A 25429-nucleotide genomic window follows, 5' to 3' on the forward strand; every position below is an offset into this window, starting at 1 on the left:
TCGATGATGTGGTATCAGCAAACCCTGACGCTTGGGCCTAAATCCCGTGGTTTTCATCTGGTCACCGACGAAATCCTCGGCCAGATCCGCGGGCTGTCCGGGGTGAAGGTCGGCCTGCTACACCTCCTGCTCCAGCATACTTCCGCTTCCCTGACGCTCAACGAAAACTGCGATCCCACCGTCCGGTATGACATGGAGCAGTATTTTCTTAACGCCGTGCCGGACAATGCGCCGTACGAACATGATTATGAAGGCCCTGACGATATGCCGTCGCACATCAAATCATCGATGCTTGGCGTGTCGCTGATGCTGCCGGTTGAGGACGGACGCGTCAGGCTGGGGACCTGGCAGGGCATCTGGCTGGGGGAGCATCGGATACACGGCGGTTCGCGGCACATCGTTGCGACGCTCATGGGGGAATAAAAGATGACAATTTCGGAGTTATTGCAGTACTGCATGGCGAAGCCGGGAGCAGAGCAGAGCGTCCACAGCGACTGGAAAGCCACGCAGATTAAGGTCTCGGACGTGCTGTTTGCCATGGTGAAGGAGGTCGAAGACCAGCGGCCGGCGGTTGCGCTGAAGGCGAGCCCGGAGCTGGCGGAGCTGCTACGGCAGCAGCATCGCGACGTCCGGCCCAGCCAGCATCTCAATAAAGCGCACTGGAGCACCGTCTTTCTGGATGGCTCGCTGCCGGATTCGCAAATCTACTACCTGGTCGATGCGTCTTATCAGCAGGCGGTGAAAATGCTGCCGGAGCCGGTCCGGCAGCAGCTTTCTCGCTAATTATTTTAGCATCGGCTTCAGGAAGCGCGCGGTGTGCGAGGCTTCGCACTCGGCGACGGTTTCCGGGGTACCGGAAACCAGAATTTCGCCGCCGCCGCTGCCGCCTTCCGGGCCGAGATCGACAATCCAGTCGGCCGTTTTTATCACGTCGAGATTGTGCTCAATCACCACGATGGTATTGCCCTGATCGCGCAGCTGGTGCAGCACTTCCAGCAGCTGCTGGATATCGGCGAAGTGCAGACCGGTGGTCGGCTCATCGAGGATATACAGCGTCTGGCCGGTACCGCGCTTGGACAGCTCGCGCGCCAGCTTGACGCGCTGCGCCTCGCCGCCGGACAGGGTCGTCGCCGACTGGCCGAGACGGATATAGGTCAGACCCACGTCCATCAGGGTTTGCAGTTTACGCGCCAGCGCCGGTACGGCATCAAAGAACTCGCGCGCTTCTTCGATAGTCATATCCAGCACTTCGTGGATGGTTTTGCCTTTGTACTTAATCTCCAGCGTTTCGCGGTTATAGCGCTTACCTTTGCACTGGTCGCACGGTACGTAGATATCCGGCAGGAAGTGCATTTCGACCTTGATCACCCCGTCGCCCTGGCAGGCTTCGCAGCGACCGCCGCGGACGTTAAAACTGAAACGGCCCGGCGTATAGCCGCGGGAACGTGATTCCGGCACCCCGGCGAACAGCTCGCGCACCGGCGTAAACACCCCGGTATAGGTCGCGGGGTTGGAGCGCGGCGTGCGGCCGATCGGGCTCTGGTCGATATCGATGACTTTATCGAAGTGCTCCAGCCCCTGAATATCGCGATACGGCGCCGGTTCGGCGATGGTCGCGCCGTTAAGCTGACGCTGGGCAATGGGGAACAGGGTGTCGTTGATCAGCGTGGATTTACCCGAGCCGGAGACGCCGGTGATGCAGGTAAACAGGCCCACCGGCAGGGTCAGCGTCACGTCTTTCAGGTTGTTGCCGCGCGCGCCGGTTAGCTTGAGGACTTTCTCCGGATCGGCGGGCACGCGCTGCTTCGGCACTTCAATTTTGCGCTTGCCGCTCATGAACTGGCCGGTCAGGGATTCCGGTACCGCCATAATGGCCTCCAGCGGCCCTTCCGCCACCACCTGGCCGCCGTGGACTCCGGCCCCGGGGCCGATATCGATCACATGGTCGGCGGCGCGAATGGCGTCTTCGTCATGCTCAACCACGATCACCGTGTTGCCTAAATTACGCAGGTGGATCAGGGTCCCGAGCAGGCGCTCGTTATCGCGCTGGTGCAGGCCGATGGAGGGCTCATCCAGGACGTACATCACGCCAACCAGTCCGGCGCCAATCTGGCTCGCCAGACGGATACGCTGGGCCTCGCCGCCGGAGAGCGTTTCCGCCGAGCGGGAGAGCGTCAGGTAGTTGAGGCCGACGTTGACGAGGAACTTCAGGCGATCGCCAATCTCTTTCAGCACTTTTTCGGCGATTTTTGCCCGCTGGCCGGAGAGCTTCAGATTGTTAAAGAAGTCCATCGCGTGGCCGATGCTCATATCGGAAATGGTCGGCAGCGGGGTGTTTTCCACAAACACGTGGCGCGCCTCACGGCGCAGACGCGTACCGTCGCAGCTGGCGCACGGGCGATTGCTGATGAACTTCGCCAGCTCTTCGCGCACCGCGCTGGATTCCGTCTCTTTGTAGCGGCGCTCCATGTTATGCAGCACGCCTTCGAACGGATGGCGGCGCACCGAGGTGTCGCCGCGGTCGTTCATGTATTTGAATTCAATATTCTCTTTACCGGAACCGTACAGGACCACTTTCTGCACGCTGGCGCTGAGGGTGCCCCACGGCGCTTCAACGTCAAACTTATAGTGCTCCGCCAGCGACTTCAGCATCTGGAAGTAGTAGAAGTTACGCCGATCCCAGCCGCGGATGGCGCCGCCCGCCAGCGACAGCTCCGGATTTTGCACCACGCGATCGGGGTCGAAATATTGCTGCACGCCGAGACCGTCGCAGGTCGGGCAGGCACCCGCCGGGTTGTTGAAGGAGAACAGGCGCGGCTCCAGCTCGCGCATGCTGTAGCCGCAGATCGGGCAGGCGAAGTTGGCGGAAAACAGCAGCTCTTCCGCTTTCTCATCATCCATATTGGCCACGATGGCGGTACCGCCGGAGAGCTCCAGCGCGGTTTCAAACGACTCGGCCAGACGTTGCGCCAGATCGTCGCGGACCTTGAAGCGGTCGATGACCACCTCGATGGTGTGTTTCTTCTGCAGCTCCAGCTTCGGCGGATCCGAGAGATCGCAGACTTCGCCGTCGATCCGTGCGCGGATATAGCCCTGGCTGGCGAGGTTTTCCAGGGTTTTGGTGTGCTCGCCTTTACGCTCTTTAATAATGGGCGCCAGCAGCATCAGACGCAGGCCTTCCGGCTGGGCGAGGACGTTATCGACCATCTGGCTGACGGTCTGCGCCGCCAGCGGCACGTCGTGGTCCGGACAGCGCGGCTCGCCGACGCGGGCGTACAGCAGACGCAGGTAGTCGTGAATTTCGGTAATAGTACCCACCGTCGAGCGGGGGTTGTGAGAGGTTGATTTCTGTTCGATGGAAATCGCCGGCGACAGCCCTTCGATATGGTCGACGTCCGGCTTCTCCATCAGCGACAGGAACTGTCGCGCATAGGCGGAGAGCGATTCGACGTAGCGACGCTGGCCTTCGGCATACAGGGTGTCGAAAGCCAGTGAAGATTTGCCAGACCCGGAAAGCCCGGTGACGACAATGAGTTTGTCGCGCGGGATAACGAGGTTGATGTTTTTGAGATTATGGGTGCGGGCGCCCCGAACTTCGATCTTATCCATTCACCTTTCCCGGTAGGTAGATACACGGATTGCCTGGTTTGCTTGAAGGACAAACGGCAGAAACGGCTAATTATGACACAATTTAACCTGAATGAATATACAGTATCGGAATGCAAATTCAGGTCGAGTGTGCAACAATGTCGTAGCCGGGTACTATCTCTGGAATCAGCCTCGCAGCTATTAAAATGCTACGTGGAAATGGTACACTCGCGCGTTTACACTATTAAGAAACGTATTCAGGAGACACGAACATGGCCAGCAGAGGCGTAAACAAGGTGATTCTCGTCGGTAATCTGGGGCAGGACCCGGAAGTACGCTACATGCCAAGTGGCGGCGCAGTCGCCAACTTCACGCTGGCAACTTCCGAATCCTGGCGTGACAAGCAGACCGGCGAAATGAAAGAGCAGACTGAATGGCACCGCGTTGTGCTGTTCGGCAAACTGGCTGAAGTCGCTGGTGAGTATCTGCGTAAAGGCTCTCAGGTGTACATTGAAGGCCAACTGCGTACCCGCAAGTGGACCGATCAATCCGGTCAGGACAAATACACCACTGAAGTGGTGGTAAACGTTGGCGGCACCATGCAGATGCTGGGCGGCCGTCAGGGCGGCGGCGCACCGGCAGGCGGCGGACAGCAGCAGGGCGGTTGGGGTCAGCCTCAGCAGCCGCAGGGCGGCAACCAGTTCAGCGGCGGCGCGCAGTCCCGTCCGCAGCAGCAGGCTCCGGCAGCGCCTTCCAACGAACCGCCGATGGACTTCGACGACGATATCCCGTTCTAAGGCCTGCCTTAAACGCAATATCCACGTAGTTAACACAGAAAGCCCCGGTTTCGCCGGGGCTTTTTTTATGATTATTTCACCACCGCCTCAGAAGTGGTTTTGACCGCTGGCCGCAAGCGCTTCAGGCCGCGGGCACCTGAGCGGTCGCGGGCATCGCCACGCTGGGCTGCGGTTTGGCTGGCGGCGCCACCGGCTCCTGCCGCGGCGCCGCCGTCGCTTTCTGTTTGCGGGCCATGTCATCGACGATCAGCCGATAGGCGATGTAATACTTATAGATATTGCTGACGTAGGTCACCGTTTCCGCGCCGATTTTTTCTGCCGCCAGATTTTCGACGTTACCGAACCAGACGTTTGGATCAAACCCGCGCTGTTTGGTCATGGTGCGCAGGCGGGCGATACGCGCCGGACCGGCGTTGTAGGAGGCAAAGGCAAATAGCGCTTTATCCAGCCGGGTCATGGGCTCATCAGCATAGTAACGATCTATCATCCAGCGCATATATTTCACGCCAGCATGAATATTGGGATCCAGCTGTTTAATATCGCCCACCTTCAGCTCTTTTCCGGTGCGGGGCATCACCTGCATCACTCCGACGGCGCCAACGTGGCTTCGAACCGACTGGTTCAGCCGCGACTCCTGGTATCCCTGGGCTGCCATCAGCAGCCAGTCGACATCATAGCGATCGCCATATTTACGGAAGACGTCCACCATGGCGAGGAACTTGCGCCGTTCCTTACTCGCTGCGGCATTTTTAACATATTGGTCATTTTTCAGGTAACGCAGCAGCAGGGTATTACCCAGCGTGGTGCCCTGACGATTCTTTTTCACGAAGTTGTTCAGCAGCGCCAGCAGCTGCGGGCTGTCCTGGCGTACCGCCCACGCAATGTTGCCGCCGTCGCGCAGCACCACGTTGTCATGGACCTGGATTTTCGGAAATACCTGTTTCCAGAAAACCGCTTTATGCTGATCGACGACGATCAACGGCACCAGCCCGGCGTTGAGCATTTCCAGCAGATCTTCATCCTCCAGCGCTTCCGGCGCCGCTTCCAGGGTAACCGGCGGTCGTGACTCGCTGGCAAATCGGGCGTTCAGCGCTTGCAGACTTTCGTAATAGCTGGAGGAGCGGCGAACAAAGACCGTTTGACCGGAGAGCTGCTCCAGACTGTCGACCTTCGGCGATGCCGGGCCGGAGATCAGTAATTCTTTCACGTTGCTGTAGAGCGGTTGGGCGAAATCGACCTGGGCTTCCCGCGAGGGCGTGATAGTCAGGTTGGCGGCGGCGATATCCCCTTTACCTTCATTAAGCGCGGTAAAGAGATTATCCCGACTGACCGGCACAAAAACGATATGCAGCTTCAGGTGGCGCTGTTTTAGCTTTTTATCTTTCGCCAGCTGTTTATTCAGATCGTTTTCCAGCGCGATAAAAATGTCGTGCGTTGCCCCGCGCTGGGTGCCTTTATCAATAAAAAAGAAGGTCTTGCTGTAGGTGGTTAATACCCGGATGGTGCGCCGATCGAGCATGCCAGGCAGATCGCCTTTCCACGGCTGCAGCATGTCGTCGATATGGATCGACAGCGTGTTGTCTTCGGTTGCCACCGGCGGCGCGATTTCCGCCTCCGCCGCCGGCAGAAAAGGGGCGAATAACAGCGTCGCGAGGCAGGTAAGCCAGGCGATAAACAGGCGTGATAGCGAATTGGCGTTCATGGAGGAGCACTCCGCAGGGGGATGTGTTTATTTTAGCAGAACGGCCGCCGTTAGCTGGGTATGACATGGGGGAAAAGGTGTAACGATACCGACAAAGAGTCTTTCGCAAATAGTATTACTTACTATTAATGTGCTTTTGTCTTTAATTTAACTATGGAGATAATATGATAAAAATATGTTTTTTTAATGATGAATAGAAAGTGATGATTTTATTTTTACTTTATTCTCTTCCGTTTGTTTTTTGGTAACCAGCTGATTGGTAAATGTTATTTTATTTTTCTCTGATATTGATTATTATCATCTTGATAATGAATCTCATTTTTATTACCGTAACACGGCACATTACTCTAATGACACGCTGTCTGGATTACGCTATCAAAGAATAGCGCGCAGCGCTTTTTCTCTAATGATGAAACAGGGCACTTAATTTTATTATGCCTCACGCTGTCTTCTTATTCCCATTAATGCCGGGAAGGCGCTGGCCTGCGCCAAAATCTGGTGAGGCGCTGAGGCAAGTATTTTATCCCATTGTTTTTTCAATTGGGGGAAGGCGTTATGCCCGACAGCAACAGAAAACAGGGCATATTCTATGAAATACACGTCTCTCTTCCCGCTGGGGATCGCCATTCCTCTGTTTGCCTGTAGCGTGCCGCTGCAGGCGACAGAGAGCGTTATCGAACCATCGACGTCTGACGAGAGCACCCCCACTGCTGAACATCACGAGGAAACGATGGTGGTGACTGCCGCCAGGCAGAACCTGCAGGCGCCGGGCGTGTCGACCATTACTGCGGACGAGATTCGCAAACATCCCCCCGCCCGCGATGTGTCGGAGTTAATTCGCACGCAACCCGGAGTCAATCTGACCGGTAACTCCACCAGCGGTCAGCGAGGCAACAACCGGCAAATTGATATCCGTGGGATGGGACCAGAGAACACTCTGGTGCTGGTCGATGGAAAACCGGTCACCAGCCGTAACTCGGTGCGGTATGGCTGGCGCGGCGATCGTGATTCCCGTGGCGATACCAACTGGGTGCCGGCAGAGATGATCGATCATATCGATGTGATCCGCGGCCCGGCGGCGGCGCGCTATGGTAATGGCGCGATGGGCGGGGTCGTCAACATCGTGACCAAACCGACCACGCCTGAATGGCATGGGTCGTGGAATACCTATATGAATGCTCCGCAGCATCGTAAAGAAGGGTCGACGAAACGTACCAACTTTAGCCTCAATGGTCCGCTGTCAGACAGTGTCAGCTTCAATCTCTGGGGTAATCTGAGTAAAACCCAGGCCGATGCTCAGGACATTAACGCCGGGCATGAAGCCGAGCGTACAGGCTCCTACGCGGGCTCTTATCCTGCCGGACGTGAAGGGGTGGTGAACAAAGATATTCACAGTAAGCTGCGCTGGGAGTTCGCCCCGATGCAGGCCCTGGAGTTTGAGGCCGGCTACAGCCGACAGGGCAACCTCTATGCCGGCGACACACAAAACACCAATACCAGTACGCTGGTGAAGAGTATGTACGGGAAAGAGACTAACCGTCTCTACCGGCAAACTTATGGCGTGACATGGACCGGCGGCTGGGATAATGGCGTGACCAGCAACAGCTATGCCCAGTACGAACACACCCGCAACTCGCGAATGAATGAAGGGCTGGCGGGGGGGACGGAAGGGATCTTCTCCAGTAGCGAGTTTTCAGATATCGATCTGGCCGATGTTCTGCTACATAGCGAAGTGAATATTCCGTTTACGCTGGGGGTCGATCAGAATCTGACGCTGGGGACAGAATGGAATCAGCAGCGGATGAAAGATGGCGTATCGACAACCCAGGCGCTCTCTTACGGAACTATCGATGGCGTATCGGCTACCGGTCGTAGCCCGTACTCCAGCGCCGAGATCTTCTCGCTGTTTACCGAAGATAATATGGCGCTAACGGACAGTACCATGCTGACATCCGCTCTGCGCTTCGACCACCACAGCATCGTCGGCAATAACTGGAGCCCCTCACTGAACCTGTCCCAGGAGCTGACGGACGACTGGACGCTGAAGCTGGGCATTGCCCGCGCTTACAAGGCGCCTAACCTCTACCAGTTGAACCCGAACTATATTCTCTACAGCAACGGTCAAGGCTGTTACGCCAGTAGTTCCGCCTGCTATCTGATGGGGAATAGCGACCTGAAAGCGGAGACCAGCGTTAATAAAGAGATTGGTCTTGAGTATAAGCATGAGGGCTATCAGGCGGGAATCACCTGGTTCCGTAACGACTATCACAACAAGATTGAGTCAGGGTACGCGGCGGTGGGCACTGCCAGCAACGGCACCACCAATATCTATCAGTGGGAAAACGTACCAAAGGCGTTAGTGGAAGGCCTGGAAGGAACGTTGAATCTTCCGATGGGGGAGACGGTTAACTGGAGCAATAACCTGACATGGATGCTGCAGAGCAAGAATAAGACGACAGGCGACCGACTGTCAGTGATCCCGCAGTTTACCCTGAACTCGACTTTGAGCTGGCAGGTCCGTGAAGATCTCTCTCTGCAGAGCACCTTTACCTGGTATGGCCGACAGAAACCAAAACGCTTCAATTATAAGGGCGAGGCGGTCAGCGGCAGCGAACTAAACGAAGTCAGCCCATACAGCATTGTCGGCCTCAGTGCGACCTGGGATGTGAACAAAAATCTGAGCTTCACCAGCGGGATAGATAACCTGTTTGATATTCGCCACTACCGGGCAGGGAATGCGCAAACGACCGGCAACGCGACGACGGGAGCTTATCTGTATGGCGCGGGTGCCGAGACCTATAACGAATCGGGGCGGACCTTCTTTATGAGCGTTAATACTCATTTCTGATGATCCTGATGAGGAGTAAACCGGGTGCAATGCGACCCGGTTTTTTTATTTCAGATGAGAGCGGAGGAGGCGGTTATAAATCGTGACAAAATCTTCACGCCCTCTACATTATTAGCTCAACATATCCTTTTATACTGATTTCCGTCGCGCAAGGTCGTTGATCCCGACCGGGTTCGATAATAGCATCCTGCTATTTCCCTTCTGTAATATCCCCTGTCCCCCTTCCATTCCCAACCGCAGCGATGCGGAGGAGGGGGACCTCCTTATTTTTGCCGCGTGATCTGATAGCGATACTGAGTGGGCGTGAGCGCATGATATTTTTTGAAGGTACGATTAAACGCACTGAGATCGTCATAACCGACCATCATACAAATATCGACGATTCGGTAACCAGGCGTTGTCAGTAATAAACGGCAACACAGCGACATGCGCTGCTGGCGGATATATTCCATTGGCGAACGATCAAAATAATGACGGAAGAGCCGAAACAAATGCCAGGGGGAATAACCAGAGATATCGCTCAGATCGTCGACGGTCAGTTTCTTATCCAGATTATTATCGATCCACAAGAGCAGGTCGCTTAATACCGATTGCTGGAGCGTTTTGCTACGCATAATTGCGGCCAATCCCATAACGCAGGGCTCCCCAATGAGGAGCCCTGGGGTTTATTGAACAGTGAGTGTGCCGTGGCGAACCTGATAATTTTTTTGATTATCAGGGCCAATATAGTCGCTGGCGGGTTTTGCCAGCTGCAGATGACCAAAGGCGGTTGTTTGCTCTGCATGATAATTTTCGCCGTCATTCACGTCGCCGCGCCCGTTATAACGGGCAATGGCCGGGAAGGGATACACCGGACGAGTCGCGATAACAGCTGGAGCGGCGTCAGCGTAAGGCTGACTGACTTTCTGCACGCCGTGAAACTGCGTTTGCGCATCTGGTTTTTCTGTCATCGGCGGCAGCCTGGCGGCGGCTGGCGCCCGTTTGCCGGCCATAATCTCCTGCGGCGCGATGCCTTCCTCGGTCCAGCGCATCAGCGGGGTAAGGAGATCAATTTGATCGTAACCTTCGCCATTACCGCAATGTGCTACCCCAGGCAGCAGGAATAACCGCAGGAAGGAATCCGTTGCGGCATGGCCCATCTCTGCTTCTACGCCGCGGTAATAGGCGATAGAAAAGGCTGGGCTGACGGAGTCATCGGCCAGACCGTGCCAGAGGATAAGCTTGCCGCCGCGCTGCTGATAGGCATGAAGATTGGTATTTGCCGCATTATAGAGCGGTGCCAGTTGAGCGACGGCGTCAAAATTCTGCTGATTAAGTGGGAAATCCCGCATCGATTGGATCTTCTGTTTTCCTCCCGGCAGGAGCACGGATTGCAGAGCCGGTAGTACCATCATTTCCGACATTGAGTGGCCGGTCGGCGTCTCCGGCACCGGCCAGCGTAGCTCGGAGCCCAGCGGAAGACCGCCAGCGACGAACTGGGCGCCGTGGCTGTCGTAAGCGCCGCGGTAGAGCTTTTTCACTACCTCAATCTCTTCCTGTGTCAGGCAGGCGGAACGGTCCTGAGCGTTGGCAGGACAGCGGGGAAGCCAAGTCTCAGAGAACTGACAGGCATAGGGGTTTTGCAGGATGCCGTCCTGCACGCCGGAAAGCGTCGGGCAGTGAGCCAGTATGGCCTGGTGAATCAAAGGTAAGCGATCTTTCAACAAGATAGCGGTACCGTCCGGACGCTGATTGGCGGCCACATTCCAGCCGTGGAAGAAGGAGTTCTGAAACTGGAAAAAGGCCGCTGGCGCACCAGCGCTGATACCGTCAAAATCCTGCGGAAAGCGCTGCGCTTCCATCAATGCTTCGCGACCGCCGTCTGAGCAGCCCATAAAGTACGCGTACTTTGGCGGCTGGCGGTAAAGCGTCTGCATCACCGCTTTGGCCAGCACTGCGGTCAGGTGGTTGGCGCGCCAGGCAAAATCGATGCGCTTTTGCGGATCTTCGGCCCATGACGCATCCATCATACTGCCATGGTGCCCCATATCGGTTGCTGCCACCACAAACTCGCCGTTCATTGCCGGCAGGCAGCCGCTGGCATTCGACAGACTCAGGTTAATACTCCCGCACAGTCCGCCGCAGCCGACCTGCAAGAAACGTTGACTCCAGCGCTGGGTCGGCAGGGCAATCTGCACGCCAATCTGGGGGGCGATAGTGGCGCTCACCTTGCACCAGCTTCCCTGCGCGGAGGTCTGCATTTCAGTGTGGTTGATAGTGACCTTTGCGCCAACGGCGGCGCTGAAGTCGGTAGCGCTTAGCGCATCGCATGTTAGCGCGGGGAGAACAATCGGCAGACTGGAGGCCGCCTGCGTGGGTGAAGCGAACGATAACCCAACGAGGGTGCAGAGAATGATAGGTAACATCGTTTTAAGTAAGCGTGTCATACGCGATTCCCTGTGATTGATGATGGGAGGCGGCAGGATGGTGAAGCCTATGCCTCACCTTCCCTGGCGAGGCGCCACTGCTTGGCTATTGTAGATAACGATAGACTTTCCTTGATGCCTTGATAAGGCGTCCCTACTGTATTCTGCTATTTTGAGGAAAATATGGAGATATTCGCCATCGGCGTCTGGTGGTGAATACAAGATAGAATGTTGTGATGTCGATTGCATAATTTATTCAATTTCTCTTCATTATATCTGCTGGCTTTAAGAATATGATTGTGCCTGTTCCTGGTGATTCCAGAGAACAACATTCCTAACGAGATCCTTCCCCCTTTCCATTAGCAAGAAAGGGGGCTTTTTCAATAAAGACCGTTCAGGTAAATCTAAATATAGCTCTGGTGTTGGCCATTAGAACCATGGAGTTCAGGAAAAGTTCCATCATTAAATATATTTTTAAACATGATTTAACATCCTTTTTTTCTCCATTTTGTCGCCATAATTGCATGTAATTCTGCGCCTCGCTCAGGTTATTTCTGTCGCATATCTTAGATACGCATCCTGAACAAATAAGCCCAACGCCAGCAGATAACTGCTATTGCTCATTATCTCGTAGACGACACATTCATGTTAAAAAAGACTCATATCATCAGCGGATTATTGATTACCCCTTTAACGTTGTACGCCGCAACCTCATTTCAAGTTGATGATATCCGTTTTGAAGGGCTGCAGCGCGTGACCGTCGGGGCGGCGCTATTAAGTATGCCATTGCACGCGGGAGATGCGGTGACGCCAGAAGATGTCAGCGAGGCAGTGCGCGCGCTGTATGCGAGCGGCAATTTCGAAAATGTGCAGATCCTGCGCGATGGGAAAACGCTGGTGGTGCAGGTTAAGGAACGGCCCACTATTGCCAGCGTCAGTTTTTCCGGGAATAAGGCAGTGAAGGATGATGCGCTAAAGGAAAATCTCACCGCGTCCGGTATTTCTGCAGGTAGTGCACTGGACAGAAATTCGCTTAGCGAAATAGAAAAGGGGTTGCAGGATTTCTATTACAGCGCGGGGAAATACAGCGCGCAGGTTCACGCTGTGGTGACACCGTTACCGCGTAATCGCGTTGACTTAACGTTCGTCTTTCAGGAAGGCGTATCGGCGAAAATCGCACAAATAAACATTATCGGTAATCAGGCGTTTCGGGAAGAGACGCTCCTGGACCAGCTTCAGCTACGCGATAATGTGCCGTGGTGGAATGTGGTAGCGGATAAAAAATATCAGAAACAGAAGCTGGAAGCCGATCTGGAAACGCTGCGCAGTTTTTATCTCGATCGCGGCTATGCGCGCTTTGCGATCCAGTCCACGCAGGTCAGTATGACGCCAGATAAAAAATCCCTGTATATCACCATCACCCTCAATGAAGGCGAACGTTATCGGGTCGACCGAACTCAGGTGACAGGCGACCTGGCGCAGCATGGACCGGAGATCGAGGCCCTTGCCCAGCCGCTGGCGGGGGCATGGTATAGCGGGGCGCAAGTCACCACGGTTGAAAATGAGATCAAAAAGCGTTTTGGTAAGTATGGTTATGCCTGGCCGCAGGTGACGACCACGCCGGAAATCGATGACGCGCATCATCGTGTGACGCTGCATATTCAGGTCAACGCCGGCCGCCGCTACTCGGTACGCCAGATCCGCTTTTCCGGTAACGACACCTCCCGGGACGCGGTGTTACGTCGTGAAATGCGCCAAATGGAAGGGGCGTGGCTCAACAACGAAAAAGTCGAGCAAGGGAAAGTACGTCTTGATCGAACGGGTTTTTTTGAGAACGTTGAACAGCAGATCGTTCCGGTCAATGGAACGGCGGATCAGGTCGATGTGGTCTACAAGGCGAAGGAGCGCAACACCGGCTCATTCAACGTGGGCCTGGGATTTGGTACGGATAGCGGCGTGAGCTATCAGCTTGGCGTGACGCAGGATAACTGGCTGGGTACGGGCAATAGCGTGAGCTTCAATGGGACGCGCAACAGCTATCAGTCTTATCTTGAACTGGGGGCGACGAACCCGTGGTTTACCGTTGATGGCATCAGCCTGGGCGGAAAGATTTTTTATAACAGCTATGATGCTTCCGATGCGGATGCCGGGAGCTATAACCAGCAGAGCTATGGCTTAGGCAGTACGCTAGGGTTTCCCATTAGCGAAAATAACTCCCTGAACCTGGGGCTGGATTATGTCCATAATCGCCTGACCAATATGGATCCGGAGCTGACGACCTGGCGCTACCTCAGCTCTCGGGGAATCGAGCCCAGCGTGGTGACGAAAGATGGCGACAGTGGCGCAAAATATAGCGCCAACGATTATTTTTTGAGTCTTGGATGGGGCTACAACGATCTCGATCGCGGCTTCTTCCCGCGTGCGGGAAACAAGAGCAGCCTGAGCGGTAAAGTGACGCTCCCTGGTTCGGATAATAGCTACTACAAACTCTCTTTTGACACCGCCCAGTATCTGCCGCTGAGCGAAAACAAGCGCTGGGTCTGGATGGAACGCCTGCGCGCAGGCTATGCTGGCGGGTTAGACGGCAAAAGTGTGCCGTTCTACGATAACTTTTACGCTGGCGGTTCGTCGTCGGTGCGCGGCTTCTCTTCTAACACCATTGGGCCTAAAGCGGCCTATTACCGCTGCAATGGTAGCGAAAGCAGCTATAGCGCCTGCCCGCTGGACGCCTCGTCTGATGCGGTCGGCGGGAATGCCATGGCGGTGCTGAACAGCGAATTTATCATTCCAACCCCCTTTGTGAATGACAAATACGCCGATAGTCTGCGAACCTCGCTGTTTGTTGACGCGGGGACGGTCTGGAGCACCTCCTGGCACAACACCACGCAGACGCTGGCGGCAGGTATCCCTGACTACGGCGATCCGAGTCATATTCGTCTCTCCGCGGGGATTGCCGTGCAGTGGATGTCTCCCCTTGGTCCACTGGTCTTCTCCTGGGCAGAGCCGTTTAAAAAGTACGATGGTGATAAAGCAGAACAGTTTCAGTTTAATATCGGCAAAACCTGGTAGGGCCTCAGCGGGGCTTGTTAAACCGGCGTGGCAATATTCTGTGGACTGTCTTCCGACATAGCGATTGAGCAGAATATGCTCAATCGCTATGTCGATATTAGCGCTAAGGAATGCGATCTGGCGGGACTCCCGCGACATTTACCCGAGCGCGGTCTGAGGGCCTCGCGGACCTGGTGACGTACGACGAGGTAACCGCGCAATAAATAGCTGCCTGCTACGGTCCTCTTTTCTTGCCAACCGCGGGTAATGCTCAGTGCTGCATCATCTAATACCAATGACTGAGGCCTCATCCAGAGGGACTAAGACGTATTGTCAATTAAGTTTATATTATCTTATTTTTTATTATATTTTCTTTTTTAAGGTTAATTTGGCTGTTTTTTATCGGGCCTAATCATAAATTTCGAGAGGAAAATGAAACGTTACTAATAATGGGTTGTGTTGTTAGGAATTGTCTTAAGTCACATAATTGTCAGGGACGCTTGCGGTTTATAATAATGAATGCTATCACTATATACGGTAACAATTTGTAGCATCTGTATAAGGAAGGAATATGAAATGGACTATTCTTAATACTCTGATCTGCCCGCAATCCGGCATCGCCTTCTCGGCAATATCCAGTCTGCGTTTCTTAAAATTTATCATGTGGTACGAGGCCGATGTGATCCTGCTGCCCGGCGAGTCGATGAAGCTCTATTCCTCGAGAGTTTTAATTAATGACCAGTATCATTCATTAAAAATCTACAATATTACGGTGTACGATGAGGCGCAATGGGAAAAATTACGTGAGCGGCCATCTTGCCCATACCATGCCGGCGGCGAGCGGTCTGACTCCTGTTTTTACCAGTCCTTTTGCGCAATTAAGCGCTGTCCGAATAATATTCCCCGCAGCGAACCCTGGCGGTAGTCAGTCCACGCCGCCGGCCAGCCGCCGGCGGCGTGGCGTTATTTCGCCAGCAGGGCCGCCAGCCGCGGCTGGACGCTTGCGCAGCCCGCCAGCACGAGGTTGCCTCTCCGCAGACCCTCATTGGCGAGAAACGCATTGCACTTTCCACCCGCCTCCTCAATCAACAGCATGCCTGCCAGCGCGTCCCAGCTGTTCATATGCGCTTCATAATAGGCATGGAGCTGGCCGGCGGCGACATGCGCCAGCATCAGGGCCCCCGCGCCGAAGCGGCGATATTCCAGGCCGGCGTCGAGCAGGGTCGCGATGGCCTGGGCGTAGTCGCTGGCCGGGGCGCGGCTGGAACGGCCCATACCCACCACCACCGCATCCGGATCCGGTTCGCGTAGCGTCAGACGCTGGTCGTTGAGATACGCGCCTTCGCCGCGGCCAGCGAAGAAAAACTCATCGCGATCGGGAGCGTAGATAATGCCAAGCGTCAGCTCGCCCTGGCATACTCGCGCCAGCGAGATACACCAGTAATCCATACCGAGGATAAAGTTGGTGGTGCCATCGACAGGGTCGAGCACCCAGACGGTCTGTTCATCGCCAGCAAAACCGCTCTCCTCGCCGAGGAAACCCTCCTGGGGAAAATGGGCCTGCAGCCAGCCTTTAATCTGTTGTTCTACCGCGAGATCCGCCTGCGACACAAAGTCCTGGCGCGATTTTTTATCGACCTGTAATCCCGCATCGCGCAGCGCCTGGGCGTGGGCGCCAGCCTGGCGAATCAAGTCGCATAATGATTCTCGTTGTGCTTCCGTCATAGTCCTGCTCTCAGATAACAAAGGGCGACGTGCGCCGGTGAATTAACGTCACCTCCACCCAGGTGGTGCGTGAAGGTTGTAAAGGGTCGGCGGCGCGCTCCTGCAGCCGGGTAAGCGCCTGGCGGGAAATCGCCGCCACATCCTGATGTAGGGTGGTGAGCTGGTAGCTATATTGCGCGGTCGGCGGCGTGTTATCAAAACCAATCAGCTGGTAATCCTCAGGCGCCTGTTTGCCGCGCTGGCGCATTCCATCGAGAAAGCCACAGGCAAGCTGGGCATTGGCGCAAAAGATCCCCTCAGGCACCTCGCCAGCGAGCGCCGCGGCCTGCTCACCGCCGACGTAGCCCTCTTCCGGACAGGCGAGGTGCGCCAGGTCGCGTTCGATGTTCACTCCGCGCGTCTGTAGCGCCCGGCTGAACGCTTCCCCGCGCATGCGTCCGGCCCAGGTGGAAGGGTGAGTATTGAGCCAGCCGAAGCGCCGACAGCCGCTGCGCAACAGCTGGTCGGCGGCCAGCTCGGCGCCAGCGGCGTTATCAGAGCAGACATAATCCACCCCGGGGATCGTCGGTTGACGGTTAATGCCCACCACCGGAATATGCTGGTGAACGCACTCGTTCACCAGCGCTTCCGGCGGCTGGCCGGAGGTAACGATAACTCCGGAGACGCGAAACTGAGCGAAACGGCGCAGGGTGTGCGCCAGATCCTGCTCGCTATGGATCTCGCTCACCAGCGCCTGAAAGCCCTGGCGTTGGATCTCGTTGAGCAGGGCATCAAGCAGGGCGCTGCGAAAAGGATCGCTGATGCGCGAGACGATCACGCCGATTAAGTGGCTGCGCTGGCGGTTCAGCCCCTGGGCGAGGAAATTAACCTGATACCCCAGCTCTTCGGCGGCGCGCAACACCCGCGCCCGGGCATCGGGAGAGATGCTGCCGTTGCTGCTCAACGCCCGGGACACCACCGCCCGGGAGACGCCCGCTCGCCGGGCAACGTCCTGGGCAGTGACGCTGGGTTTACGGGGTGCAGGGCTCATAGGATATGCGCCTCGTCGTTAAACGTGGGACGCGGCAACGTTAAGGCGAGCCCATCCCGGGAAACGAATAAACCCGGCCACGGCTGGCAGGCCTGCTTCAGCGCCGGCAGGGAAGCGTCCTCGCAGTGATAGAGCCCCAGCGCCGGGAGCTGCAGCGTTCTGAACAGCATCAGGCAAGAGGGGAAATCGCCATGAGAGGCGTCATCGTCCAGAGCCGCCACCGAGGCACACTCCTGAAACGCCAGCCCGGCGCCGGCCATCAGGGCCATCGAGTCGGCGGTCGGCCGGCCATCGCCGCTGTAAAACAGTGTCTGCCCGGCAATGGTGATACGGATGGCGCGATTACTCAGCTCATGCTGGGTGGGGGCAGTACGGATCTGCCAGTCCTGCCACGTCCAGGCGTCGCGACACGCTTGCCAGTCGAGGGTGAAGCCAAGCTCCGCCTGCGGCCAGTTCGCCAGCGCGGCCAGCTGCTTGAGCACCGGCTGCTGCGCCGGCTGGCAGTAGATAATCAACGGCTTCTGGCGGGAGCCGCTTTTCCAGTAATTCAGCAGCGCCGTCAGACCGGTGCAGTGGTCCGGATGAACGTGGGTGAAGTAGATCGCGTCGATATCGTTGACCCCGCCGCCGCGCTGCCAGAGCGCGCGGGGAACGGTGGGGCCGCAGTCGATTAACCACTGTTTGTTGTCCGCGTCGATTACCCGCAACGCGGAAGTATTTTGCGTGCAGGAAAAGGCGCTCCCGCAGCCAAGCACATCTATTTTCATTTACCCTCGCCAAAAATTTTTGCCGCTTAATTAAATTGTCATAAATACCCGACAAAGTAGGCTCACATCATGTCGAGTCAACGTTGCATTTTTTTTACAGCTAAATGAACACGTGTTCATACCAATAAAAAATGCCCGCAACAGCGCTTTCAGGTAGCGAATATGAGTTATTTAAAGATCTCTGGCCTTAAAATTAGTTATGGCGATAAAGTGGTTTTACATAATATCGATCTGGCGGTCGAGCAGGGGGAGATGATCGCCCTGCTCGGCCCTTCGGGATGTGGAAAAACCACCCTGCTGAATGCCCTCTGCGGTTTTATTCCGGTGGAAAGCGGGGAGATCGCCATCGCCAGCCGATCGATCACCCATCAGGCGCCGGAGCAGCGCAATATCACCATGGTGTTTCAAAGCTACGCCCTGTGGCCGCACCTGACGGTGGCGCGCAATATTGGCTATGGCCTGAAGCTGCGCAAATGGCGCGGGGCGGATATCACACGGCGAGTGGCGGAGCTGCTACGGATCGTCAATCTCGACGGGCTGGCTGACGTGAAGGTGACCGAACTCTCGGGCGGCCAGCGGCAGCGGGTGGCACTGGCGAGGGCGCTGGCGATAGAGCCTCAGGTGCTGGTGCTGGATGAGCCGTTATCTAATCTGGATGCCAAAGTGCGGCTCAATGTGCGCCATGAAATTAAATCTCTGCAAAAGAAACTCGGCTTTACGTCATTAATTGTCACCCACGATCAGCAGGAGGCATTAGTGATGGCGGACCGAATTGCGGTATTAAACCAGGGGCGAATTGAGCAAACCGGCACGCCGGAACAAATATATCAGCGACCCGCGACACCCTTCGTCGCTGATTTTATGGGCGCCGATAATAAAATAACCTCTGATGAAATATCCGCTGCCGCAATATCCGGTTTATCGGCTGCTCAGCAGGGTGAAAAAGTCATTTATTTTCGCAGCGCCGATGCCACGCTCGCTGAATTAACGCAGCCCGCGCCGCAGGAGGGGCTCGCCCTGGAGGGGATGGTGGAGCAGAGCGCGTTTCTGGGCAATCTGTATCGCCACAGCGTGCGCTGCCATGACCGCCTGCTGCAGGCCGACTCCGCTCAGTGCTGGCCGACGAAAAGCCGCGTCAGGCTCCATGTGCCCATGCCGGCCCTCCATATTTTTCCTTTACCACTATCACAGTGATATCAGCGTGTTCATTCTGGGGACAATCCATGTTTACTAAGACGAAAGCAGCGATCTTAACGACCCTCTGCCTGAGCGTTAGCGCCCAGGCCGACACCTTTCTTAACGTCGCCACCGCGGGCGATCAGAATATGGTGGATTACGTGAAAACCTGGCTGGGGCCAAAATTTGAAGCCGCTCATCCCGGCGTCAAGGTGCGGGTGATCGGTACCGGCCCAGGCGACGCCGGGTCGAATAAAATTAGCGAGAAGCTGAGCGCCCAGCAGGAGAGCGGCGCGCAGCAATGGGATATCGACGTCGCCGTGGTGCATCAGAAGGCGGGCGGGGAGCAGGTGGAAAAGGGATTGCTGCAAAAATATCGTCAGGATATTCAGACCGGCGGCATGGTGAGCTCGCCGAGCGTCACCCAGGCGCTGGGCGTTAACGTCGACGGATACGTCATGCCGATGTTCTTAAGCCAGACCGCTATCGCGTGGAACAGCGATCTCGTCAATACGCCACCGGCGTCGTATGACGAGCTGGTGGCCTGGACGCAGAAACATCCTCAGGCTTTTGGCTATAACGGCATCAAGAACGGCATGTCCGGCGTTAGCTTTGTGGTGGGCTGGATCTACGCCTACGGGACCGACGCCGAGCGCCTCTCCTCCGCGCCTTATGATAAAAGCGTTGAAAAGGGCTGGCAGCAAGCCTATGAGAAACTGAAGGCGTTCAATAAAAATGTCACTTTCACTCCGGGCAACGCTGGAACGCTCGACATGCTAAGTCGGGGAGAGATTGCCATGGGCCCGGTATGGGTCGACATGTTCTATAGCTGGAAAGATCAGGGCAAGCTGCCGCCATCGATTAAGCTCGCTTTACTGGCCCCGGGCATGCCGGGTCAGCCGATGTATTACGTCATTCCGGCGAAAGCGGCGAATCCGCAGCTGGCGCGCGACTTTATCGCGCTGGCCACCAGCCCGGAAGTGCAGGCGCAGGGGATCGTTAAGCAGTTCAACTGGTATCCGGGCATCGACGCCGGGCAGGTGAAGCCGAAGCTGGATGCAGCGACCTGGCAAAAGCTGTTTGCCGAAATCTCGCCAGAAGCGTTGGCGAAGTATGGCAAAAGCTTCCCGATCGCCCCCTACTTTGACGATATCAAAGAGGGTTACGAAAGCCAGGTGGCCAATTAACCCTTTTTCCAGCCCGGGTCGCCGACCCGGGCGCTTGCTTGTGCCAACGCCAGGTTCTTTATGTCCAGTTCATTAAAATATTTGCTGCTGGTTGCCCCGGCCGCGCTGATGGTCGCGATCCTGTTTTTGTATCCGCTGGGGTTTTCGCTGGTCTCGGCGTTTACCGCGCCGGGACAGCCGTTCACCCTCGATCATTTTCGCAAGGTCTACGCGCTTTACGCCAACGATGTGCTCTTTTCGCTGCTTATCGTGCTGATCTCGGTGGCGTTGTTAGCGCTGATCGCCATTACCCTGTCGGCAGTGATTGCGCTGTCGCCTTGCCGGCCCGTTGTTCGCCTGCTGGGTTTTTTGTATCGCCTGCCGCTATTTATTCCTTTTATCGTAGTCGCTCAGATGATGCGCACTTTTCTCGCCAAAAATGGCCTGATGAACAATGCGCTGGTGGCGGCCGATCTGGTCAGGCCGCTGGAGACCCTCTCCTGGTTGGGATGGAAGGGAATTGTCATTACCTTTGTCTGGAAGCAGCTGGCCTTTGCTACGCTGTTGATCTGCGGAGCGATGGCGGCGCTGGAGCCGTCGCAGATCCTCGCTGCACGTAACCTTGGCGCCTCCCGGCCGCGGTTGCTGTTCGATATTATGCTGCCGCAGGTCCTGCCGACCATCGGCGTGGCGCTGGTGCTGTCGACGGTAACCATGATGTCGGTGCTGTCGGTACCGCTGATGATCGGCGTGGGGACGCCGACGATGCTGACCGTGGATATGGCGTTTCGCGTCAATTCCTATGGTGATTACGCGGTGGCGAATGCGCTTGGCGTGGTGTCGCTGGCGATCTGCGGCGCGCTGTCGTGGTTTTACCTGCGCCATAGCCTGCAGCAAAAAGGCGGTGAATGATGAAAGCGCTGAACCTTGCTTCCTCTCCGTCATGGTGGGTAAGAGGACGCCGTAAAGTGAACGCCAGCCCGGTGCTGCAGACCCTGCTGCTGCTGTTTATGCTGCTGGCGATGTTTGGCCCGCTTCTGAACCTGTTGATCTGGACCGTAGCGGAAAGCTGGTATTTTCCCCATTCGCTGCCCAGCCAGTGGGGCCTGAAGTACTGGTATCAGGTTTTCAATCCGTACAGCGATGTCTCCAGCTCGCTGTTAACCAGCATACTGATCGCCCTGCTGTCGGTGGGGGTCTGTTTGCTGATTTCCGTTCCCGCCGGCTATGCGCTTTCCCGGCGGAAAATGCCGCTGCGGGTGCTGTTTATGCTGCTGTTTCTCCTCCCGCAGGCCTTTCCCAACCTGACGGTATACATGAATATTGCTCGTCTGTTTTACCAGTGGGGCTTGAACGGAACTATCGCGGGGGTGGTGCTGGTGCATAGCGTCCATGGTCTGATGTACTCGGTGTGGATCTGTGTGGCCGCGTTTTCAGCCATCGACCCGCTGCTGGCGCGGGCATCGCGTAACCTGGGCGCCGGACCGGTGTATACCTTCTGGCACATCGTGCTGCCGCAGGCGGCGCCAGGGATCGTTGCCGCCTGCATCTTTGTTTTTCTGGAGTCGTTGGATGAGTTTACCGGCACCTTCTTCGTCGGGGCGCCGGATATCACTACGCTGCCGCTGCTGCTCTATAACGCCAGCATGTCGGGTAACTATCAGGTCTCGTCGATTACCGCGCTGATTTTGCTGGTGCCATCGCTGCTCTTTATGGTGGTGATCCATAAATTTATGCGTCCGGAGATGATGGCGAAATTGGGGAAATAAGAGCTGCAGAAAACGAAAAAGCTTCCCGTCGGGAAGCTTTTTAACCTCAGGTCATCATCATTGGCCATTCTGGCGGCGTCTGACTCATGACTTCAATCATCACATCTTTGATATTGCCCCAGATTTTGGCAATATCGAGCAGGGTGATGCCGAGCAAACCGGTGGCGAACCAGCAGGCGGCGGCAAGGCCGAGGCAGCTGCAGATCACCGCCAGACCGGCGTAATCGCTTTTGCGAAGCTGAATATTCAGTGAGCTGGCGAGAAACATGAGTACTGCGCTCACCAGGGGCCAGCGCAACAACACGACACTGGTAGTAATGGAAGCCATTAACCTATCCTCAAAGAAAGTCGGGGAGCCATGGACGACCTGGCGCGACTGACGATGGCATAGCGCTCTGGTCTCAACTGGCGTACTAGAGAGTGATGAAACGCCATTTCTGTTTCATCAACTTGTGTGAACTATATCACACTTGGCGCTTTCTTCACCAGTCAAAAAATGAGCTTTCGCTGCGTTTAATAGCAATGTTATTTGTGTGGATATTAGTGAGCAACCCCCGCTGATCTTATTTTCATTGCCTTGCTAATGATTATTATTCTGCGGGTTTTATTACCTGTTCTTGTTTATTACACGGAGAAACCGAGTCAGATACGCGTCTATTCTTAATCTTGGCGGAATATCTTCCGAATACCTGATAAATAAGTATTATTCTTCACCATCAGGGGTAAAGCTGACGCCCGTGAGGGCTGGCAGAAAATCTGCTGATGTCTATCGCAGTCGCGATTGCTAACGTGTTTGGTCTACCTTAATTAAGGCATATCGCATGGATGTAAGCGTAAATGGGTGACAGTGCGCCGCATAAGGCGCTAAGGCTCATCGGAACGGGTTTGGTTATTTTATTGCCAGTGGTACTGGCATTGTGGTTTGCCCAGCTGCGGGCGAAAGCCGAAACCATTGATCAATTACACTCATTTTCGCAGTTGGCGCTGCAAAAAACGGAAATGGTCATCCGCGAAGCGGATCAGGCCCGGGCGAAAGCCAGCCAGTATCGCGGGGAGCTATGCTCAGCGGACCATCAGCGTTATTTATTGCATATCGTTCGTGGCCTGCTGTATGTGGAAGATCTGATCTACGCTAACGGCCAGCGCTTTATCTGTTCAACGTCCGTTCATCAGCAAACCGGCTGGCGGATGCCGGCGGCCAATTACACCAAAAAGCCGGATGTCGCGATTTACTATTACCGGGACACGCCGTTTTATCCGGGCTTTGCCATGAATTATATGCAGAAGGGGCCCTATGTGGTGGTGGTCAATCCCTTCTCGTACAGCTCGGTAATCGCCAGCGATCGCGATTTAGCCTATGGCGTGTTCGATACCAAAACCAACCTCTTTTTCTCGGTGAGTAACAATGTCGAGCCCGCGGAGCTCCATGCGTTAATTCGCGAAGGCGATACCTTTTTTAATCAGAATGGCCGGGTGTATACGATAGCCCGCTCCGCTATCCGGCCGATCGCCGTCATTATGTCCACCTCGCGGGCCAGCTATTATCACAACTTTTGTGACCAGGCCAGCCTGACGCTGCCGCTGGGGATCATCTGCAGTATTTTACTGGTGCTGGTGTGGTCGCGCACCCGCCGTCAGTATCACTCGCCGCGCAATATGCTGCAGCGGGCTCTGAGCTGCCGCCAGCTGCGCCTGCACTACCAGCCGATTATCGATATTAAAAATAACCGCTGCGTCGGGGCGGAAGCGCTGCTGCGCTGGCCAGGGTTTGACGGTCCGGTGATGAACCCGGCGGAGTTTATACCGCTGGCGGAAAATGAAGGCATGATTGCCCAGGTGACGGACTACGTGGTGGATGAGCTGTTTTACGAAATGGGAGAGTTTCTTGCCAGCCATCCGCAGCTGTACGTGGCGATCAATCTCTCTGCGTCGGACTTCCACTCGGCGCGGCTGATTTCACAGATCAGTGAGAAAGCGCGCAGCTATGCGGTCTGTATCGGGCAGATCAAAATCGAAGTAACCGAGCGGGGGTTTATCGACGTACCGAAGACCACGCCGGTGATTCAGGCGTTCCGCGAAGCGGGCTATGAAATTGCCATCGATGATTTCGGTACCGGCTATTCGAATCTGCATAATCTGCACGCCCTGAACGTCGATATCCTTAAAATCGATAAAACCTTCGTTGATACGCTGACCACCAACAACACCAGCCACCTGATTGCCGAACACATCATCGAGATGGCGCGCGGGTTACGTCTAAAGACTATCGCGGAAGGCGTGGAGACGCCGGAGCAGGTAAGCTGGCTCTACAAGCGCGGCGTGCAGTATTGCCAGGGCTGGCTGTTTGCGAAAGCGATGCCGGCGCGGGAGTTTATGCAGTGGTTAGCCAATGCGCCCGCGCCCGTGAACGTGCCTCAGCCGTCGCGTCACGCGGAGATCTGATGGCGGTAGTCGCTGGGGGTGCGGTCGAACTCCCGGCGGAAGACCCGCGAGAAGGTTTGCTGCGAGACGTAGCCCAGATCCATGGCGATATCAAAGATCGGCCGCTGGGTGGTTCGCAACGCCTCCGCCGCCAGCAGCAGACGGCGCTGACGAATATAATCCCCCAGCGTCTGATGCATCACGGTGCGGAACATCCGCTGCAGGTACCACTTCGAGTATCCTGACTTTTTGGCGACTACATCAATGTTAAGTGGTTGATCGATATGTTCATCAATCCATTCAATCAGTGTTTGAATAATATCCTGATGGGACATAAAGCGGCCTCTCTCAATTCTCGATTCGTCGTTTTGTCTGCGGGCGAGTATAATTCCTCAAGTTAACTTGAGGTAAAGCGCTTTATGGAAAAGAAATCACCCCGCATCAAAATGCTGCTGACGCCCGGGGAAGTGGCAAAACGAACCGGCGTGGCGGTCTCGGCCCTCCATTTTTATGAGAGTAAAGGGCTGATCCATAGCCAGCGGAATGCCGGCAATCAGCGGCGCTACCGGCGCGATGTCCTGCGCGCGGTGGCGATTATCAAAATTGCGCAACGTATCGGCATCCCGCTGGCCACCATCGGCGACGCGTTTGGCGTGCTGCCGGAAGGGCACAATCTCAGCGCAAAAGAGTGGAAAATGCTGTCATCACAGTGGCGCGAGGAGCTTGACCGGCGTATCCACACCCTGACGGCGCTGCGCGACCAGCTCGACGGCTGCATCGGCTGCGGCTGTTTATCGCGGCGCGATTGCCCGCTACGCAACCCGGGCGATAAGCTGGGGGAAGAGGGGACCGGCGCTCGGCTGCTGGAAGAGGAGTGATAAAACTAAAGCGCCACAACTGGGCGCTTTAGTTGTTTTCCGGTCTTGGTCTTTCGCATTATCTCGTTGGTTCACGAGAGGGTTTCCCCCGACGTCGACGTCCCTCAGT

General features: G+C 55.8%; 22 protein-coding genes. 12 read left to right on the forward strand and 10 right to left on the reverse strand.

Annotated elements, in window-relative coordinates; genetic code table 11:
- Positions 1-6 precede the first annotated feature (6 nt).
- Both MKS11_RS19120 and MKS11_RS19125 read left to right on the forward strand, forming a co-directional pair.
- Positions 7-423 carry a secondary thiamine-phosphate synthase enzyme YjbQ gene (locus tag MKS11_RS19120; protein WP_004206303.1) on the forward strand — a complete coding sequence of 139 codons (417 nt, stop codon included), beginning with the start codon at positions 7-9 and terminating at the stop codon, positions 421-423.
- 3 nt (positions 424-426) lie between these two features.
- Positions 427-783: an MmcQ/YjbR family DNA-binding protein gene (locus MKS11_RS19125; RefSeq protein ID WP_004206305.1), complete on the forward strand. Its 357-nt coding sequence runs from the start codon at positions 427-429 to the stop codon at positions 781-783.
- On the opposite strand, the gene uvrA is transcribed toward MKS11_RS19125, so the two are convergent.
- Entirely contained in the window at positions 784-3609 is a 2826-nt protein-coding gene (gene uvrA / locus MKS11_RS19130; RefSeq protein ID WP_023291635.1) for an excinuclease ABC subunit UvrA, read from the reverse strand. It lies immediately after the preceding gene.
- A 251-nt stretch (positions 3610-3860) separates the two neighbouring features.
- Between uvrA and ssb1 the strand changes: the two genes are divergently transcribed.
- Positions 3861-4385, forward strand: coding sequence for a single-stranded DNA-binding protein SSB1 (ssb1, locus tag MKS11_RS19135; protein ID WP_004151744.1), 525 nt, complete (start codon positions 3861-3863; stop codon positions 4383-4385).
- A 121-nt stretch (positions 4386-4506) separates the two neighbouring features.
- Here ssb1 and MKS11_RS19140 read toward each other — a convergent pair whose 3' ends face one another.
- Together MKS11_RS19140 and MKS11_RS19145 are read right to left on the reverse strand one after the other, a co-directional pair.
- A complete protein-coding gene (locus MKS11_RS19140; RefSeq protein ID WP_087771148.1) occupies positions 4507-6087 on the reverse strand; it encodes a lytic transglycosylase F in 1581 nt (526 codons plus the stop codon).
- 432 nt (positions 6088-6519) lie between these two features.
- A complete protein-coding gene (locus MKS11_RS19145; RefSeq protein ID WP_158238013.1) occupies positions 6520-6687 on the reverse strand; it encodes a hypothetical protein in 168 nt (55 codons plus the stop codon).
- On the opposite strand from MKS11_RS19145, the gene MKS11_RS19150 reads away from it, so the two are divergent.
- Positions 6677-8935: a TonB-dependent siderophore receptor gene (locus tag MKS11_RS19150; protein WP_087771147.1), complete on the forward strand. Its 2259-nt coding sequence runs from the start codon at positions 6677-6679 to the stop codon at positions 8933-8935. The two genes, MKS11_RS19145 and MKS11_RS19150, sit on opposite strands and share 11 nt — an antisense overlap.
- Before the next feature lie 263 nt (positions 8936-9198).
- Here the strand turns inward: MKS11_RS19150 and MKS11_RS19155 are convergent, their stop codons facing one another.
- A complete protein-coding gene (locus MKS11_RS19155; RefSeq protein WP_002885023.1) occupies positions 9199-9567 on the reverse strand; it encodes a helix-turn-helix transcriptional regulator in 369 nt (122 codons plus the stop codon).
- A gap of 33 nt (positions 9568-9600) precedes the next feature.
- Entirely contained in the window at positions 9601-11361 is a 1761-nt protein-coding gene (locus MKS11_RS19160) for a tannase/feruloyl esterase family alpha/beta hydrolase (protein ID WP_114268030.1), read from the reverse strand.
- Between the two features lie 624 nt (positions 11362-11985).
- Between MKS11_RS19160 and bamA the strand changes: the two genes are divergently transcribed.
- Positions 11986-14409, forward strand: a complete 2424-nt coding sequence (gene bamA, locus MKS11_RS19165; RefSeq protein WP_087771146.1) for an outer membrane protein assembly factor BamA — start codon at positions 11986-11988, stop codon at positions 14407-14409.
- A gap of 550 nt (positions 14410-14959) precedes the next feature.
- Positions 14960-15313, forward strand: a complete 354-nt coding sequence (gene iraM / locus MKS11_RS19170; protein WP_004206315.1) for an anti-adapter protein IraM — start codon at positions 14960-14962, stop codon at positions 15311-15313.
- A gap of 38 nt (positions 15314-15351) precedes the next feature.
- Here the strand turns inward: iraM and MKS11_RS19175 are convergent, their stop codons facing one another.
- From MKS11_RS19175 to MKS11_RS19185, 3 genes are read right to left on the reverse strand one after another with little or no spacing between them, the layout of a single operon-like run.
- Entirely contained in the window at positions 15352-16113 is a 762-nt protein-coding gene (locus tag MKS11_RS19175; protein WP_049004460.1) for an inositol monophosphatase, read from the reverse strand.
- A 10-nt stretch (positions 16114-16123) separates the two neighbouring features.
- The gene (locus MKS11_RS19180) at positions 16124-17143 is read right to left on the reverse strand and encodes a LacI family DNA-binding transcriptional regulator (RefSeq protein ID WP_043519228.1); all 1020 of its coding nucleotides are present in this window, start codon (positions 17141-17143) and stop codon (positions 16124-16126) included.
- Positions 17140-17910, reverse strand: a complete 771-nt coding sequence (locus MKS11_RS19185) for an MBL fold metallo-hydrolase (RefSeq protein ID WP_004206319.1) — start codon at positions 17908-17910, stop codon at positions 17140-17142. Before MKS11_RS19185 ends, MKS11_RS19180 begins: the two co-directional genes overlap by 4 nt.
- Before the next feature lie 162 nt (positions 17911-18072).
- Between MKS11_RS19185 and MKS11_RS19190 the strand changes: the two genes are divergently transcribed.
- Genes MKS11_RS19190 through MKS11_RS19205 form a run of 4 tightly spaced genes read left to right on the forward strand, consistent with a single transcriptional unit; the run spans position 18073 to position 22021 of the window.
- Positions 18073-19104, forward strand: a complete 1032-nt coding sequence (locus MKS11_RS19190) for an ABC transporter ATP-binding protein (RefSeq protein WP_004206321.1) — start codon at positions 18073-18075, stop codon at positions 19102-19104.
- Between the two features lie 29 nt (positions 19105-19133).
- Positions 19134-20273 (forward strand): extracellular solute-binding protein, encoded by a 1140-nt coding sequence (locus MKS11_RS19195; protein WP_043519229.1) that lies wholly within the window; start codon positions 19134-19136, stop codon positions 20271-20273.
- 60 nt (positions 20274-20333) lie between these two features.
- The gene (locus tag MKS11_RS19200; protein WP_004206325.1) at positions 20334-21164 is read left to right on the forward strand and encodes an ABC transporter permease; all 831 of its coding nucleotides are present in this window, start codon (positions 20334-20336) and stop codon (positions 21162-21164) included.
- Positions 21164-22021 carry an ABC transporter permease gene (locus MKS11_RS19205; RefSeq protein ID WP_004206327.1) on the forward strand — a complete coding sequence of 286 codons (858 nt, stop codon included), beginning with the start codon at positions 21164-21166 and terminating at the stop codon, positions 22019-22021. Before MKS11_RS19200 ends, MKS11_RS19205 begins: the two co-directional genes overlap by 1 nt.
- Before the next feature lie 46 nt (positions 22022-22067).
- Here the strand turns inward: MKS11_RS19205 and MKS11_RS19210 are convergent, their stop codons facing one another.
- A complete protein-coding gene (locus MKS11_RS19210; protein WP_002885064.1) occupies positions 22068-22349 on the reverse strand; it encodes a YjcB family protein in 282 nt (93 codons plus the stop codon).
- A gap of 509 nt (positions 22350-22858) precedes the next feature.
- Here MKS11_RS19210 and MKS11_RS19215 point away from each other — a divergent pair.
- Complete coding sequence (locus MKS11_RS19215; RefSeq protein WP_053810869.1) at positions 22859-24463, forward strand: EAL domain-containing protein; 1605 nt, start codon at positions 22859-22861, stop codon at positions 24461-24463.
- On the opposite strand, the gene soxS is transcribed toward MKS11_RS19215, so the two are convergent.
- Positions 24448-24777 carry a superoxide response transcriptional regulator SoxS gene (gene soxS, locus MKS11_RS19220; RefSeq protein ID WP_004206330.1) on the reverse strand — a complete coding sequence of 110 codons (330 nt, stop codon included), beginning with the start codon at positions 24775-24777 and terminating at the stop codon, positions 24448-24450. The genes MKS11_RS19215 and soxS overlap by 16 nt on opposite strands.
- 84 nt (positions 24778-24861) lie before the next feature.
- Here soxS and soxR point away from each other — a divergent pair, with 84 nt between their 5' ends.
- A complete protein-coding gene (gene soxR / locus MKS11_RS19225; protein WP_004206331.1) occupies positions 24862-25320 on the forward strand; it encodes a redox-sensitive transcriptional activator SoxR in 459 nt (152 codons plus the stop codon).
- Positions 25321-25429 lie beyond the last annotated feature (109 nt).

This window comes from Klebsiella sp. K5-45 (genome assembly GCF_030128605.1).
GTDB lineage: Bacteria > Pseudomonadota > Gammaproteobacteria > Enterobacterales > Enterobacteriaceae > Klebsiella > Klebsiella quasipneumoniae.

Bases quoted from the DNA above. Each gene is read 5' to 3' on its own strand.
- MKS11_RS19215 (WP_053810869.1), top strand. From the start codon at position 22,859: ATGGGTGACAGTGCGCCGCATAAGGCGCTAAGGCTCATCGGAACGGGT.
- MKS11_RS19160 (WP_114268030.1), bottom strand. From the start codon at position 11,361: ATGACACGCTTACTTAAAACGATGTTACCTATCATTCTCTGCACCCTC.
- MKS11_RS19210 (WP_002885064.1), bottom strand. From the start codon at position 22,349: ATGGCTTCCATTACTACCAGTGTCGTGTTGTTGCGCTGGCCCCTGGTG.
- MKS11_RS19205 (WP_004206327.1), top strand. From the start codon at position 21,164: ATGAAAGCGCTGAACCTTGCTTCCTCTCCGTCATGGTGGGTAAGAGGA.
- MKS11_RS19120 (WP_004206303.1), top strand. From the start codon at position 7: ATGTGGTATCAGCAAACCCTGACGCTTGGGCCTAAATCCCGTGGTTTT.
- MKS11_RS19185 (WP_004206319.1), bottom strand. From the start codon at position 17,910: ATGAAAATAGATGTGCTTGGCTGCGGGAGCGCCTTTTCCTGCACGCAA.
- MKS11_RS19155 (WP_002885023.1), bottom strand. From the start codon at position 9,567: ATGGGATTGGCCGCAATTATGCGTAGCAAAACGCTCCAGCAATCGGTA.
- MKS11_RS19175 (WP_049004460.1), bottom strand. From the start codon at position 16,113: ATGACGGAAGCACAACGAGAATCATTATGCGACTTGATTCGCCAGGCT.
- MKS11_RS19150 (WP_087771147.1), top strand. From the start codon at position 6,677: ATGAAATACACGTCTCTCTTCCCGCTGGGGATCGCCATTCCTCTGTTT.
- ssb1 (WP_004151744.1), top strand. From the start codon at position 3,861: ATGGCCAGCAGAGGCGTAAACAAGGTGATTCTCGTCGGTAATCTGGGG.
- soxS (WP_004206330.1), bottom strand. From the start codon at position 24,777: ATGTCCCATCAGGATATTATTCAAACACTGATTGAATGGATTGATGAA.
- MKS11_RS19180 (WP_043519228.1), bottom strand. From the start codon at position 17,143: ATGAGCCCTGCACCCCGTAAACCCAGCGTCACTGCCCAGGACGTTGCC.
- MKS11_RS19125 (WP_004206305.1), top strand. From the start codon at position 427: ATGACAATTTCGGAGTTATTGCAGTACTGCATGGCGAAGCCGGGAGCA.
- MKS11_RS19195 (WP_043519229.1), top strand. From the start codon at position 19,134: ATGTTTACTAAGACGAAAGCAGCGATCTTAACGACCCTCTGCCTGAGC.
- MKS11_RS19190 (WP_004206321.1), top strand. From the start codon at position 18,073: ATGAGTTATTTAAAGATCTCTGGCCTTAAAATTAGTTATGGCGATAAA.
- soxR (WP_004206331.1), top strand. From the start codon at position 24,862: ATGGAAAAGAAATCACCCCGCATCAAAATGCTGCTGACGCCCGGGGAA.
- MKS11_RS19140 (WP_087771148.1), bottom strand. From the start codon at position 6,087: ATGAACGCCAATTCGCTATCACGCCTGTTTATCGCCTGGCTTACCTGC.
- bamA (WP_087771146.1), top strand. From the start codon at position 11,986: ATGTTAAAAAAGACTCATATCATCAGCGGATTATTGATTACCCCTTTA.
- MKS11_RS19200 (WP_004206325.1), top strand. From the start codon at position 20,334: ATGTCCAGTTCATTAAAATATTTGCTGCTGGTTGCCCCGGCCGCGCTG.
- iraM (WP_004206315.1), top strand. From the start codon at position 14,960: ATGAAATGGACTATTCTTAATACTCTGATCTGCCCGCAATCCGGCATC.
- uvrA (WP_023291635.1), bottom strand. From the start codon at position 3,609: ATGGATAAGATCGAAGTTCGGGGCGCCCGCACCCATAATCTCAAAAAC.